14 protein-coding genes and 1 pseudogene are annotated in these 12,967 nt (G+C 50.1%); 10 read left to right on the top strand and 5 right to left on the bottom strand.

Annotated features, from left to right (window positions below; genetic code table 11):
• Window positions 1-108 precede the first annotated feature (108 nt).
• Complete coding sequence (gene spy / locus GFB57_RS17590) at window positions 109-594, top strand: ATP-independent periplasmic protein-refolding chaperone Spy (RefSeq protein WP_003030629.1); 486 nt, start codon at window positions 109-111, stop codon at window positions 592-594.
• Between the two features lie 353 nt (window positions 595-947).
• A complete protein-coding gene (gene ves / locus GFB57_RS17585) occupies window positions 948-1,523 on the top strand; it encodes an environmental stress-induced protein Ves (RefSeq protein WP_003030626.1) in 576 nt (191 codons plus the stop codon).
• Here ves and cho read toward each other — a convergent pair.
• Window positions 1,483-2,370: an excinuclease Cho gene (gene cho / locus GFB57_RS17580; RefSeq protein WP_003030624.1), complete on the bottom strand. Its 888-nt coding sequence runs from the start codon at window positions 2,368-2,370 to the stop codon at window positions 1,483-1,485. The two genes, ves and cho, sit on opposite strands and share 41 nt — an antisense overlap.
• Window positions 2,371-2,501: 131 nt before the next feature.
• Window positions 2,502-3,332 carry an ammonia-dependent NAD(+) synthetase gene (gene nadE, locus GFB57_RS17575; protein WP_003030622.1) on the bottom strand — a complete coding sequence of 277 codons (831 nt, stop codon included), beginning with the start codon at window positions 3,330-3,332 and terminating at the stop codon, window positions 2,502-2,504.
• A 200-nt stretch (window positions 3,333-3,532) separates the two neighbouring features.
• Between nadE and osmE the strand changes: the two genes are divergently transcribed.
• The 7 genes from osmE to chbG all read left to right on the top strand — a co-directional run bounded on the left by osmE (window position 3,533) and on the right by chbG (window position 9,445).
• A complete protein-coding gene (osmE, locus tag GFB57_RS17570; RefSeq protein WP_003030621.1) occupies window positions 3,533-3,874 on the top strand; it encodes an osmotically-inducible lipoprotein OsmE in 342 nt (113 codons plus the stop codon).
• A 298-nt stretch (window positions 3,875-4,172) separates the two neighbouring features.
• A complete protein-coding gene (gene chbB, locus GFB57_RS17565) occupies window positions 4,173-4,493 on the top strand; it encodes a PTS N,N'-diacetylchitobiose transporter subunit IIB (RefSeq protein ID WP_003030620.1) in 321 nt (106 codons plus the stop codon).
• 87 nt (window positions 4,494-4,580) lie between these two features.
• The gene (chbC, locus tag GFB57_RS17560; RefSeq protein ID WP_003030619.1) at window positions 4,581-5,939 is read left to right on the top strand and encodes a PTS N,N'-diacetylchitobiose transporter subunit IIC; all 1,359 of its coding nucleotides are present in this window, start codon (window positions 4,581-4,583) and stop codon (window positions 5,937-5,939) included.
• Window positions 5,940-5,993: 54 nt separating this feature from the next.
• Window positions 5,994-6,341: a PTS N,N'-diacetylchitobiose transporter subunit IIA gene (chbA, locus tag GFB57_RS17555; protein WP_003030618.1), complete on the top strand. Its 348-nt coding sequence runs from the start codon at window positions 5,994-5,996 to the stop codon at window positions 6,339-6,341.
• A gap of 10 nt (window positions 6,342-6,351) precedes the next feature.
• Complete coding sequence (chbR, locus tag GFB57_RS17550) at window positions 6,352-7,194, top strand: transcriptional regulator ChbR (protein WP_085951046.1); 843 nt, start codon at window positions 6,352-6,354, stop codon at window positions 7,192-7,194.
• A gap of 124 nt (window positions 7,195-7,318) precedes the next feature.
• Complete coding sequence (locus GFB57_RS17545; RefSeq protein ID WP_003030616.1) at window positions 7,319-8,674, top strand: 6-phospho-beta-glucosidase; 1,356 nt, start codon at window positions 7,319-7,321, stop codon at window positions 8,672-8,674.
• A gap of 12 nt (window positions 8,675-8,686) precedes the next feature.
• Complete coding sequence (gene chbG / locus GFB57_RS17540) at window positions 8,687-9,445, top strand: chitin disaccharide deacetylase (protein WP_003030615.1); 759 nt, start codon at window positions 8,687-8,689, stop codon at window positions 9,443-9,445.
• Window positions 9,446-9,481: 36 nt separating this feature from the next.
• On the opposite strand, the pseudogene GFB57_RS17535 reads toward chbG, so the two are convergent.
• A pseudogene (locus GFB57_RS17535) lies at window positions 9,482-10,382 on the bottom strand (catalase); the annotation flags it as partial.
• Window positions 10,383-10,501: 119 nt separating this feature from the next.
• Between GFB57_RS17535 and cedA the strand changes: the two are divergent.
• On the top strand, window positions 10,502-10,765 hold the full coding sequence (cedA, locus tag GFB57_RS17530; RefSeq protein WP_071524328.1) for a cell division activator CedA: 264 nt from the start codon (window positions 10,502-10,504) through the stop codon (window positions 10,763-10,765).
• Between the two features lie 63 nt (window positions 10,766-10,828).
• Here the strand turns inward: cedA and tcyP are convergent, their stop codons facing one another.
• Both tcyP and GFB57_RS17520 read right to left on the bottom strand, forming a co-directional pair.
• On the bottom strand, window positions 10,829-12,220 hold the full coding sequence (gene tcyP / locus GFB57_RS17525) for a cystine/sulfocysteine:cation symporter (RefSeq protein WP_003030608.1): 1,392 nt from the start codon (window positions 12,218-12,220) through the stop codon (window positions 10,829-10,831).
• Window positions 12,221-12,355: 135 nt separating this feature from the next.
• The gene (locus GFB57_RS17520) at window positions 12,356-12,955 is read right to left on the bottom strand and encodes a metal-dependent hydrolase (RefSeq protein ID WP_086551139.1); all 600 of its coding nucleotides are present in this window, start codon (window positions 12,953-12,955) and stop codon (window positions 12,356-12,358) included.
• Between the last annotated feature and the right edge of the window lie 12 nt (window positions 12,956-12,967).

The following is a 12,967-nucleotide window of genomic DNA, read 5'->3' as shown; positions in this document are numbered from 1 at the left end:
TGATTAATTGACGCTTAAGCCGGTAAAGTTAATCTCGTCAACACGACATCACATTGCATAAGAGTCGCATGAGTGTCGTAAAAATAACTGAAAGAAAGGATAGAAATTATGCGTAAACTGACTGCTCTGTTTGTTGCCTCTACTCTGGCCCTGGGTGCTGCCAACCTGGCTCACGCCGCTGACACGACAACAGCTGCGCCAGCTGATGCCAAACCGATGATGCACCACAACGGTAAATTCGCCCCGCATCACGACATGATGTTCAAAGACCTGAACCTGACCGATGCTCAGAAACAGCAGATTCGCGAGATCATGAAAGGTCAACGCGACCAGATGAAACGTCCGCCGCTGGAAGAGCGTCGCGCGATGCACGACATTATTGCCAGCGATAGTTTCGATAAAGCGAAAGCCGAAGCGCAGATTGCGAAGATGGAAGAACAGCGCAAAGCCAACATGCTGGCGCATATGGAAACTCAGAACAAGATTTACAACATTCTGACCCCGGAACAGAAAAAGCAGTTTAATGCCAATTTTGAGAAGCGTCTGACAGAACGTGCAGCGCAGAAAGGTAAAATGCCACAAGCTGCCGAGTAATCGATCAGCGTCTACACTAAATCATTCATGCTGTGTTGCACTGATTGCCGCACAGCGTGAAACCAAACTCAAGACCGCCGCTCTTGTCCACAACACGTTTAACGATGTGGGCAGGATCGGCGGTTTTTTCTTTCCTGCCTATTGCACCGGACACACGACACGCTATTCTCCTGAAGCCCGTGAAAATTCTACCTGGATCAGCGCGTTATTCTTTTTTGCAAAACACCGGGTTCATCGCTAAGGCAAATCAACTCTGCTGCCGATAACAATAATCTGCAGGGTGAACATACCAATGATGATTTATGGCTGCCTGTTTACGGCGGGTTGCCGTGCTGCGTCTTTCTGGAGGGATGATGGAATACTTTGATATCCGCAAAATGCCGGTCAATCTGTGGCGAAATGGTGCGGGAGAAACCCGTGAGATTTGCTGTTTTCCGCCAGCAACACGAGATTTTCACTGGCGGGCGAGTATCGCCTCCATTGCAGCCAACGGAGAGTTTTCTCTCTTTCCCGGCGTAGAACGCGTGATTACCCTGCTGGAAGGTGGAGAAGTGACCCTGGAAGAGTCAAACACCTTCACACATACTCTGAAACAGCATCAGCCTTTTACCTTTGCCGGTGACAAGGTGGTAAAAGCGAAGCTGACAGAAGGGCAGATGTCGATGGATTTCAATATCATGACCCGACGGGATGTCTGCCAGGCGAAAGTCAGAGTTGCCGACCGCACGTTTACGACTTTTGGTTCGCGCGGCGGCGTGGTATTTGTTATCAGCGGTGCCTGGCAACTGGGCGATAAGCTACTGACCGCCGATCAGGGTGCAAGCTGGCACGACGGTAAACACACCTTACGACTGCTGGAGCGCGAGGGAAAACTGCTGTTCAGCGAGATTAACTGGATGCCGGGCCATTCTCCGGACGCAGTTCAATAATGTCATATTGACCAGACAGAACAGGCCGGCAGAGAATTTTGTAGCCATCATGGTCAAAGCCGGCCGGCATACGCGCCAGGGTAGCCGCTTCATCCAGCGTTGAAACGGCTCCCAGCCACAGCCAGTTGTTGATGATATGGTACTGTGTCATTTCAGCGCGGGTTTCCTGCAGCGCAATGGCATTGCTCCATGGCCAGCAAATCACTCTCACTCTTTCCAGCGCCTCTAACAGACGCAAATGATGGGCTTCATGACTCTCTTTCCCGCAGCACGCTCCGGCGCATCGCTTAAGCGCGGAGCGAAAACAGGCGCGCCCGCGACTCAGGGGTTCCAGCCCCAACAGGCCGTAGCACAGCTGCTGTTCATCCGCGAGGCTTTGCAACGCTTGTAGCGCTGCGCGACGATTGGCAAACAGGCCAAACAGATTGGGGGCATGGGAGAAATCAATATCTCGTGCGTAGACAACCTGAACAGTTCGGTCGGTAAGCTGCAAGGCGCAAAGCTGACGATTGCGCCGCAGTCGTTTATTAAACAACGGCTGTTGTTCTTTGATCAATCGCGCTTCCAGCAGCAGGGCACCAATTTCTCCCGCGGTACAAATCCAGCTAATGCGTTTGGCCTGACGCAGCATTGCTGCTTCGTTTGCGGTACGCAGATGTGCCATCACGCGGCTGCGAATATTGACGCTTTTACCAATATAGAGCGGCATAGTGTCGCTTTCACTGTGAAACAGATAGACGCCTGGCACGGCGGGAAGCGCACTCAAAAATGGACGCAGGTGCTCAGGATATTCATAGATTGCCGCTGCCTCAAATGTCAGGCGCGGGGCTGATTGACGCCGTACCACTTCTCACTCCGGATGCTGGTTATCCATCCAGTGTAACAGTTTGGAACCGATTAAAAAAGCGGCATCAGATCAGGAAAAGGGACCGGACAGCGGTGATCCCAGTGCTATCCGGCAATATGTGACTAAAAGAATTACGCTTTTTTCCAGAAGTCATCAAACACCGTAATCGGTGTGCGACGTTTGTGCTCGGTCTTCAGATACCAGCCTTCAATTTTTTTCGCGACGTCGGCAGCCAGCGTTTTTCCTTCCAGATAATCGTCGATGTTGTCATAGGTGACGCCTAATGCGGCTTCATCCGGCAGAGAAGGACGATCGTCTTCGAGATCGGCGGTTGGTGCTTTCTTATATAAATGTTCCGGGCAACCCAGCGCGGCAAGCAGTTGCTTACCCTGACGCTTGTTCAAACGGAAAATAGGGTTAATGTCAGTACCGCCATCGCCGTATTTGGTGAAAAATCCGGTGATGGCTTCTGCTGCATGATCGGTTCCCACGACAACGCCGCTGGTCATGCCGGCGATACTGTACTGAGCCTTCATACGTTCACGGGCTTTTTCATTGCCACGGACAAAATCGCTCAGTTCAATACCCGCATCACGCAGGGCCTGTTCACTGGCCAGTACCGCACCCTTAATATTGACGGTGAGTACGCGGTCCGGTTGGATAAAGGCGATGGCATCCTGACAGTCCTGTTCATCAGCCTGAACGCCATATGGCAGACGTACGGCAATAAACTGCAGCGCGTCATTCCCCGTTTCTTCGCGAAGCTCGGAAATAGCCATCTGGCATAGTTTTCCCGCGAGCGTTGAGTCCTGCCCGCCGCTAATCCCTAATACCAGTGATTTCAGAAAGGGGTAGGTCTGCAGATAAGATTTAAGGAAATCCACGCTGCGGCGAATTTCTTCTTCTGCATTGATGTGCGGTTTTGCGCCAAGCGCCTGGATTATCTCTTGCTGCAGAGTCATTTAACCCCCTATGGAAAATGAAATGATCAAAAAAATGATGTGTTAAAATTATCGCGTTGAGGCCCAAACGACAAGGGATGCGAGCATCATTTTGTTTTAATAGAATTTTCCGAAACTGCCTAAGTATCATCTGATTGCTTGAAAAATGCGTTGTTGTGCTCCAGGCTTATATAACACGCTGAAATACAAGAGGACGGAATATGAACAAGAACCTAACAGGAATTCTGAGTGCAGCGGCTGTTTTGACTATGCTGGCAGGGTGTACGGCTTACGATCGTACCAAAGACCAATTTGTTCAGCCCGTGGTGAAAGATGTGAAGAAAGGGATGAGTCGGGCGCAGGTGGCGCAGATTGCCGGCAAACCTTCTTCTGAAGTCAGCATGATTCATGCGCGAGGGACATGCCAGACCTACATCCTGGGTCAACGAGATGGTAAAGCTGAAACCTATTTTGTTGCTTTAGATGACACCGGACATGTGATTAACTCCGGTTACCAGACCTGCGCAGAGTACGACACCGACCCGCAGGCGGCGAAGAAGTAACAACTGCTTATTGCCTGAGCATTCAGACGAACCGGCCATCGTGCCGGTTTTTTTGTGCCGAACGATCTTATTTATTGCCGCGAATTATTTGCCCGAAATGTGAGGGGGGTCATAACAACAGGTCAAGGAGAGACAATTTAGTTGGTCAAGGAAATACCATCAACTGGTGCAATCCCGTATACTCATTTCAGCCACCTAAAAAAGTAATTTAGCTGACGCAAGTTACCCAGAGCATGGATGCAGGTTATGGCTTGCGGAGTGTCTGGTTGACAGATAATCGCACATGAGGATCGTTTTAATGGAAAAGAAACACATTTATCTGTTTTGTTCTGCGGGCATGTCGACTTCATTGTTGGTTTCGAAGATGCGTGCTCAGGCCGAAAAATACGAAGTGCCGGTTATTATTGAAGCGTTTCCTGAAACGCTGGCCGGAGAAAAAGGTCCAGCCGCCGATGTCGTGTTATTAGGTCCACAAATTGCTTATATGTTGCCCGAAATTCAGCGTTTGTTACCCAACAAACCTGTGGAAGTGATTGACTCGCTGCTGTATGGCAAAGTCGATGGTTTAGGCGTGCTTAAGGCTGCTGTTGCAGCAATTAAAAAAGCCGCAGCAAATTAATTATTTTATTTTAATTTTTCCCGTCAAAGAGTTATTTCATTAACATTCACCGCAATTATTAATTGCGGTATTTAAGGGTATTTTTCTATGAGTAACGCTATTGCTTCACTTGAAAAGGTACTCCTTCCTTTTGCTGTAAAAATTGGAAAGCAGCCACACGTTAATGCAATCAAGAACGGTTTTATTCGTTTAATGCCGTTAACCCTCGCAGGGGCCATGTTTGTATTAATCAATAACGTTTTCCTGAGCTTTGGGGAGGGGTCGTTTTTTTATTCAATGGGCATTCGACTTGATGCTTCAACTATTGAAACGCTGAATAGCTTGAAAGGCATTGGTGGAAACGTCTATAACGGTACGCTGGGTATCATGTCATTGATGGCACCGTTCTTTATCGGCATGGCGCTGGCAGAAGAACGTAAAGTCGACTCACTGGCTGCCGGGCTGTTATCTGTCGCCGCGTTTATGACCGTAACGCCTTATAGCGTGGGTGAAGCCTATGCCGTTGGCGCGAACTGGCTCGGCGGTGCCAATATTATTTCCGGTATCATTATCGGCCTCGCGGTCGCGGAAATGTTCACCTTTGTGGTTCGTCGCAATTGGGTCATTAAATTACCTGATAGCGTACCGACATCTGTATCGCGCTCTTTCTCTGCGCTGATTCCTGGCTTCCTTATCCTCTCCATTATGGGGATCATCGCCTGGGCATTGAACACCTGGGGTACGAACTTCCACCAGATCATTATGGATTCCATTTCAACTCCGCTGGCGTCGTTGGGCAGCGTGGTGGGCTGGGCCTACGTGATTTTTGTTCCGCTGCTGTGGTTCTTCGGTATTCACGGTTCACTGGCGCTGACTGCGCTGGACAGCGGTATCATGACGCCATGGGCGCTGGAAAACATCTCTATCTACCAACAGTTTGGTTCCGTAGATGCCGCGCTGGAAGCCGGTAAGACGTTCCACGTCTGGGCGAAACCGATGCTCGACTCCTATATTTTCCTTGGGGGTAGCGGGGCAACGCTGGGTCTGATTATCGCTATCTTCCTGGCATCGCGTCGTCCTGACTATCGTCAGGTTGCTAAACTGGCACTGCCATCAGGTCTGTTCCAGATTAACGAACCTATCCTGTTCGGTCTGCCGATCATCATGAACCCGGTGATGTTTATCCCGTTCATCCTGGTGCAACCGATACTGGCGGCGATTACGCTGGCAGCTTATTACTCAGGCATTATTCCACCGATTACCAACATTGCACCGTGGACCATGCCAACCGGTTTGGGCGCGTTCTTTAACACCAACGGTAGTGTCGCTGCTCTGCTGGTCGCGCTGTTCAACCTCGGTATCGCAACGCTGGTTTACCTGCCGTTCGTGGTGGTAGCCAACAAAGCGCAGAACGTTATTGACCAAGAAGAAAGCGAAGAAGATATCGCTAACGCATTGAAATTCTAAATTTAATCCGGCATGGCTTCACGGTCATGCCGGACTGAACCAGAGGAAAAAAGTATGTTGGACATCGAGAATATCGTCGACACGCAGTCCGAAGCAGAAGAACTTGAAGAAGTGGTGATGGGCCTCATCATCAACTCCGGTCAGGCGCGTAGCCTGGCGTACGGCGCACTCAAAATGGCCAAGCAAGGCGATTTCGAGTCGGCCAAGGCGATGATGGACCAGTCTCGTCTGGCGCTGAACGAAGCGCACCTCGTGCAAACGAAACTGATTGAAGGCGATCAGGGCGAAGGTAAAATGAAAGTTAGCCTGGTGCTGGTCCACGCGCAGGACCACCTGATGACATCAATGCTGGCGCGTGAGCTGGTGACTGAACTGATTGAACTTCACGAAAAGCTGAAATAGCGAGGAGTGCATAATGCAGCTACAGATTAACGCACCGGAAATCAAAACCGTTTATGAACAGCAGCTGTTTAATGGCAAAAATTTCCATGTGTTCATCTATAACAAAACTGAGAGTATCAGCGGGCTGCATCAGCATGACTACTATGAATTTACCCTGGTTTTAACCGGGCGCTATTATCAGGAAATCAACGGTAAACGCGTACTACTCGAACGTGGAGACTTTGTCTTTATCCCGTTGGGATCGCACCACCAAAGTTTTTATGATTTTGGTGCGACAAGGATCCTTAACGTCGGCATCAGTAAACGTTTTTTTGAACAGCACTATCACCCGCTACTGCCATTTTGTTTCGTTGCATCGCAGGTCTATCGGGCGAATAACTCGTTTCTTACCTATATTGAAACGGTTATTGCATCACTTAACTTTCGCGAGAGCGGACTGGATGAATTTGTAGAAGTGGTCACCTTCTATATTATTAATCGGTTACGTCATCATCGCGAAGAGCAGGTGTTGGATGATATTCCGCAGTGGCTTAAAACCACCGTCGAGACCATGCACGACAAACGGCAGTTTAGCGAGAACGCGCTGGAAAATATGGTACACCTTTCCGCGAAATCCCAGGAGTATCTGACCCGTGCAACCCAGCGTTATTACAGCAAAACGCCGATGCAGATTATTAATGAAATCCGCATTAACTTTGCTAAAAAACAGCTGGAAATGACGAACTATTCTGTAACGGATATTGCTTACGAGTCTGGCTACAGTAGTCCAAGCCTGTTTATTAAAACGTTTAAAAAGCTGACGTCGTTTACACCGAATAGCTACCGTAAGAAATTAACTGAATTTAATCAGTAGAAATTATTTGCCAATAACCCATTTTTTATAGCTTGCCCAAAATAGCGTCGGGACAGCCACGCTATACCTGACATACGGGTTGAGCATAATACACGTCAGTGTTTTGACACTGAAGGGAGAAAGTATGAGCCAGAAATTAAAAGTCGTCACTATCGGTGGCGGGAGCAGCTACACCCCTGAATTACTTGAAGGCTTTATTAAGCGCTATCATGAATTACCGGTTTCTGAGTTGTGGCTGGTTGATGTCGACGGTGGAAAAGAGAAACTGGACATTATTTTTGACCTATGCCAGCGCATGATCGATAAAGCCGGCGTGCCGATGAAGTTGTTTAAAACGCTGGATCGCCGTGAAGCACTGAAAGATGCTGATTTCGTTACCACCCAGCTGCGTGTAGGGCAGCTGCAAGCCCGTGAAAAGGATGAACGCATTCCGCTGAGCCACGGGTATCTGGGGCAGGAAACCAACGGCGCTGGCGGGTTGTTCAAAGGCCTTCGTACCATTCCGGTTATCTTTGATATTGTTAAAGATGTGGAAGAACTGTGCCCGAATGCGTGGGTGATCAACTTCACTAACCCAGCCGGGATGGTGACTGAGGCGGTTTATCGCCATACGAATTTTAAGAAATTCATCGGCGTATGTAATATTCCGATCGGCATGAAAATGTTCATCAGCGACGTGCTGGCGCTGAAAGAGAGCGATGACTTATCTATCGACCTGTTTGGTCTGAACCATATGGTCTTCATTAAGGATGTTCTGGTCAACGGTGTGTCACGCTTTGATGAACTGCTGGACGGCGTTGCTTCGGGTCAGTTGAAAGCCTCTGGCGTGAAGAACATCTTCGACCTGCCGTTCAGCGAAGGGTTGATTCGTTCGCTGAAGCTGCTGCCGTGCTCGTATCTGCTGTACTACTTCAAGCCAAAAGAGATGCTGGCGATCGAAATGGGCGAGTACTATAAGGGTGGCGCACGTGCTCAGGTAGTACAAAAAGTAGAAAAACAACTGTTTGATCTCTATAAAAATCCTGAGCTAAACGTTAAACCGAAAGAGCTGGAGCAGCGCGGCGGGGCCTATTACTCCGATGCGGCCTGTGAAGTGATCAATGCCATCTACAACGACAAACAGACTGAGCACTATGTCAACATTCCACATCATGGGCATGTTGATAATATTCCTGCGGACTGGGCGGTTGAGATGACCTGTACGCTGGGGCGTAACGGTGCTACGCCGCATCCGCGAATTACCCATTTTGATGAGAAAGTGCTCGGCCTTATCTATACCATTAAAGGTTTTGAAGTGGCGGCGAGCAACGCAGCGTTGAGCGGTGAGTTGAATGATGTGCTGCTGGCGCTGAACCTGAGCCCGCTGGTGCATTCTGACAGCGATGCCGAAATTCTGGCGCGTGAGCTGATTCTGGCGCATGAAAAATGGCTGCCAAACTTCGCCGGGTGCATTGAGAAACTCAAAAGCGAACAACACTAACTGAGGTCGGCTATGGAACGCGTACTGATTGTGAATGCGGATGATTTTGGCCTGAGTAAAGGACAAAACTACGGCATTGTTGAAGCTTGTCGCAATGGTGTTGTCACCTCGACCACGGCGCTGGTTAACGGTGCGGCAATTGACCATGCGGTACAACTGAGTCGCGACATACCTGAACTTGCCGTCGGAATGCACTTTGTTCTGACACTGGGCAGGCCGTTGACGGCAATGCCAGGCCTTACTCGTGACGGTGTACTGGGGAAATGGATCTGGCAGATGGCGGAGGAAGACACTCTGCCGCTGGATGAAATTTCTCAGGAACTGGCCGCACAGTATCAGCGTTTTATTGACCTGTTCGGGTGGGAGCCGACGCATCTGGATAGCCATCACCATGTGCATATGTTCCCGCAAATTTTCCCTATCGTAGCAAGGTTTGCTGCCCAGAAGGGGATTGCGTTGCGTATCGATCGTCAGGCGATATTCCAGGCGTCTGACTTACCGGAAACCTTACGGACTTCCCAGGGATTCAGCAGCGAGTTTTACGGTGAGGCGATTTCTGAAGCTCTGTTTTTGCAGACGCTTGATGCGTCAGCCGATCGCGGAGAATCCTCGCTGGAAGTGATGTGTCATCCGGCTTTTATCGATGACATTATTCGTCAAAGTGCCTACTGTTACCCCCGCTTAACTGAGCTCGACGTGCTGACGTCTTCGTCACTGAAATATGCTATTGCGGAGCGCGGTTATCGTCTTGGCAGTTTTCTGAACGTGTAATTCCTGAGTTTGCGGCGCTTAATGCGCCGCATTTTTTTAGGCCGGAATCGTGTCTATTTTTCCGGCGCGTGACCAGACGCGGTGCGCGGTCATCAGCGTCAGCAGGGTATCCATGAACTGTGTGTCTGCACTGTCCGCTTCCACCACGCCTTCTTCTCCTTCCTTTTTGATATTCAACGTTGCTTTAAACTGACGAGCATCGCCAGCCAGGGGGATAGGTTTCAAGTGCTTATACGCTTCGAATAAGTAATATCGGGCATCATCGTTCGTAACGATATCCGCGAGATTGCCGCACGGAACGATAACCGCATCGACCGTCAGGGTAGATCCATCATCGGCAACTACATTCCCCATCCGGGAATAGAGTAGTTTGGCATGAACACCTTCGGCCTGTAGGGCTTGCATGATGGCGAGCAGAACGGCCGATTTCACCTGGTTATTAAGTAAAATGGCGACCATGCGGCCAGTTATCATTGATGGAATTCGGTTCATAGTTGGCCGGATTGGTATCGATGTCCATGCAATGCATGCCGTCACGCTGGAAATTATGATACGGACAGGTTGGGCGATTAATTGGGATTTCATGGAAGTTGGGTCCACCCAGACGACTGATCTGGGTATCGGTATAGGAGAACAAGCGGCCTTGCAACAAGGGATCGTTAGTAAAATCGATGCCCGGGACGATGTGTCCGGGATGAAAAGCCACTTGCTCATTTTCGGCGAAAAAATTGTCCGGATTGCGGTTTAGCACCATTTTACCGACGAGTTGTACCGGAACCAGTTCTTCAGGTATCAATTTCGTTGGATCGAGCAGGTCAAAATCGAACTTGAATTCGTCCTCTTCGGGAATGAGCTGTAGCCCCAGTTCATATTCCGAATAATCGCCCGCTTCAATCGCTTCCCACAGTTCGCGGCGATGAAAGTCGGGAGCCCGACCTCAGCGGCGCAGGTACAGGCCGATGACGTAAAGCGCGATGAACCAGGCAAACAGCGCACGCAAGGCAGGACGTCAGGAGGCAAAATCGGCTAAGATAGTGGTTTTCTGATTTTTAGAATTTGTCTTTAGTGAAGCAACTGATTATGAAACCTCTTCGCCAACAAAATCGTCCGGTTATCAGCTATGTTCCTCGCGTGGAGCCCGCTCCACCAGAGCATGCGATTAAAATGGATGCGTTTCGTGACGTATGGATACTGCGCGGAAAATATGTCGCTTTTGTCTTAATGGGGGAGTCGTTTCAACGTTCGCCTGCATTTACGGTCCCGGAATCAGCGCAGCGCTGGGCTAATCAGGTTCGTCAGGAAAATGAACTGAGCGATTAATGGATATAAAAAAACCGCCGGAGCATGATACTCCGGCGTTTTTTTGTTTTTTAGCTGACCGACTTAGCGATGCGCCAGTTCGGCGTTATCGTCGCTGTCCAGAATTGTTTTATCGGTCTGCTTCAGCCATTGACTGGTCAGCGTACCGGCAGTCATGGAACCGCTTACGTTCAACGCAGTACGACCCATGTCGATCAGCGGTTCAACGGAGATCAACAGCGCAACCAGCGTGACCGGCAGACCCATAGCAGGCAGAACGATCAGCGCGGCAAACGTTGCACCGCCACCGACTCCCGCAACCCCTGCGGAACTCACGGTCACGATACCAACCAGCGTGGCAATCCACATTGGGTCCAGCGGGTTGATTCCAACGGTCGGCGCGACCATTACTGCCAGCATTGCCGGGTACAGACCCGCACAACCGTTCTGACCAATCGTGGCGCCAAAAGAGGCGGCGAAAGAGGCGATGGATTCAGGCACGCCCAGACGACGGGTTTGCGCTTCAACGTTCAGCGGAATTGAGGCTGCGCTGGAACGGCTGGTGAAGGCGAAAGTCAGCACCGGCCACACCTTACGGAAGTATTTCAGCGGGCTAACGCCGTTAATACCCAAGAGGATCCCGTGAACCACGAACATAATGCCCAGACCGAGATAAGAGGCCACGACGAAGCTACCCAGCTTAATGATGTCCTGAAGGTTGGAACCGGCAACCACTTTGGTCATCAGCGCCAGAACACCGTACGGCGTCAACTGCATCACCAAACGAACCAGCTTCATTACCCAGCTTTGCAGGGTATCGATAGCCACCAGAACGCGCTCGCCTTTTGGTGCATCATCTTTCAGCAGTTTCAGTGCGGCTACACCCAGGAATGCTGCGAAGATAACTACGCTGATAATCGACGTCGGGTTGGCGCCAGTCAGATCGGCAAACGGGTTTTTCGGAATAAACGACAGCACCAGTTGCGGAACGCTGAGGTCAGCCACTTTGCCAACATAGTTGGTTTCAATCGCGTTCAGACGGGCCGTCTCGGCACCACCTTGCACCAGACCTTCGGCGGTCAGGCCGAACAGGTTGGTCACCAGAACCCCAACCAGTGCGGCAATCAGCGTGGTAAACAGTAGCGTTCCGATGGTCAGGAAGCTGATTTTACCTAACTGAGAGGCATTGTGCAGACGCGCAACGGCGCTGAGAATAGATGCAAATACCAGCGGCATAACAATCATCTGCAGCAACTGGACATAACCGTTGCCGACAATGTTGAACCACTGTACGGAATCTTTAAGAACCTGGCTGTCGGAACCATAAATGGTGTGCAGGGCAAGGCCGAACACGACACCCATGATCAGACCGACCAGTACTTTTTTGGCCAGACTCCACTGTTTGTGACGGGCTTGCGCCAGCACGAACAGCAGCACTACGAACACGATAATGTTCGCGATTAATGGAAAGTTCATCCCCGTTCTCCTGATCTTATTATACGTATCACCGTTTAAAGGTGATTCTGTTGGCGCAAGATTAGCAGAACTGTGACTTGCCTCTTATATTCAAATGGAATTGTTTATACCGAAAATGACTTTTTGGCTGATTTATTAGTCAATCTGATGCGTTATGAAACGATTGAACTGCATTTGTAGCGTATTAATCATCTGCGAAGACCAGCGTACCGCGCTGTTCTCTTGTACGGTCTGCGGCATCCAGATTGCCCATGCGAACAGTGCCATGCACAGAAACCGCTCCAGTTGGTTGCCTTTTTGCGGCACGAGGATGGGCAGACGAAAACGCCAGCGGCAGGGCCAAAGCAGGGGGACGCCCGCCGGGGTCAGCATATCGGCCAGAATATGGCTGAGATAACCGAGAACCATACCTTGTAAGGCATCAGCCGGTATTATCCAGGTGTCCGGGACTTTCAGGTAAAACGTAGTCAGTAGGGCAAAGACTGCAAGCAGGCTATGCGTAAACCCGCGATGACCAAATGCCCGGGCAATGGGTTTTGATATCCACTTCAGACGCTGCCCCAGCAGGGATTTGGGATGATCAATATCCGGCAGCAGGCACGTTAAAATGGCGGAAGGAACAATATGCCACCAGTCACCCTGAGCAAGAACGGGCGTTAGCTCGGCATTCTTGGCAAATACCGCACAGGCAATAGAAAAAAGAAGGTGGCCTTCCGCCGTCATGATAAAACCCAATAAACTGTCGAT

Source organism: Citrobacter sp. S39, assembly GCF_009495675.1.
GTDB classification, from domain to species: Bacteria; Pseudomonadota; Gammaproteobacteria; order Enterobacterales; family Enterobacteriaceae; genus Citrobacter; species Citrobacter freundii.
Note: the sequence above shows the minus strand (reverse complement) of the source record. Positions and strands in the feature narration are given on the sequence as shown.

Bases quoted from the DNA above. Each gene is read 5' to 3' on its own strand.
- spy (WP_003030629.1), top strand. From the start codon at position 109: ATGCGTAAACTGACTGCTCTGTTTGTTGCCTCTACTCTGGCCCTGGGT.
- ves (WP_003030626.1), top strand. From the start codon at position 948: ATGGAATACTTTGATATCCGCAAAATGCCGGTCAATCTGTGGCGAAAT.
- nadE (WP_003030622.1), bottom strand. From the start codon at position 3,332: ATGACTCTGCAGCAAGAGATAATCCAGGCGCTTGGCGCAAAACCGCAC.
- osmE (WP_003030621.1), top strand. From the start codon at position 3,533: ATGAACAAGAACCTAACAGGAATTCTGAGTGCAGCGGCTGTTTTGACT.
- chbB (WP_003030620.1), top strand. From the start codon at position 4,173: ATGGAAAAGAAACACATTTATCTGTTTTGTTCTGCGGGCATGTCGACT.
- chbC (WP_003030619.1), top strand. From the start codon at position 4,581: ATGAGTAACGCTATTGCTTCACTTGAAAAGGTACTCCTTCCTTTTGCT.
- chbA (WP_003030618.1), top strand. From the start codon at position 5,994: ATGTTGGACATCGAGAATATCGTCGACACGCAGTCCGAAGCAGAAGAA.
- GFB57_RS17545 (WP_003030616.1), top strand. From the start codon at position 7,319: ATGAGCCAGAAATTAAAAGTCGTCACTATCGGTGGCGGGAGCAGCTAC.
- chbG (WP_003030615.1), top strand. From the start codon at position 8,687: ATGGAACGCGTACTGATTGTGAATGCGGATGATTTTGGCCTGAGTAAA.
- tcyP (WP_003030608.1), bottom strand. From the start codon at position 12,220: ATGAACTTTCCATTAATCGCGAACATTATCGTGTTCGTAGTGCTGCTG.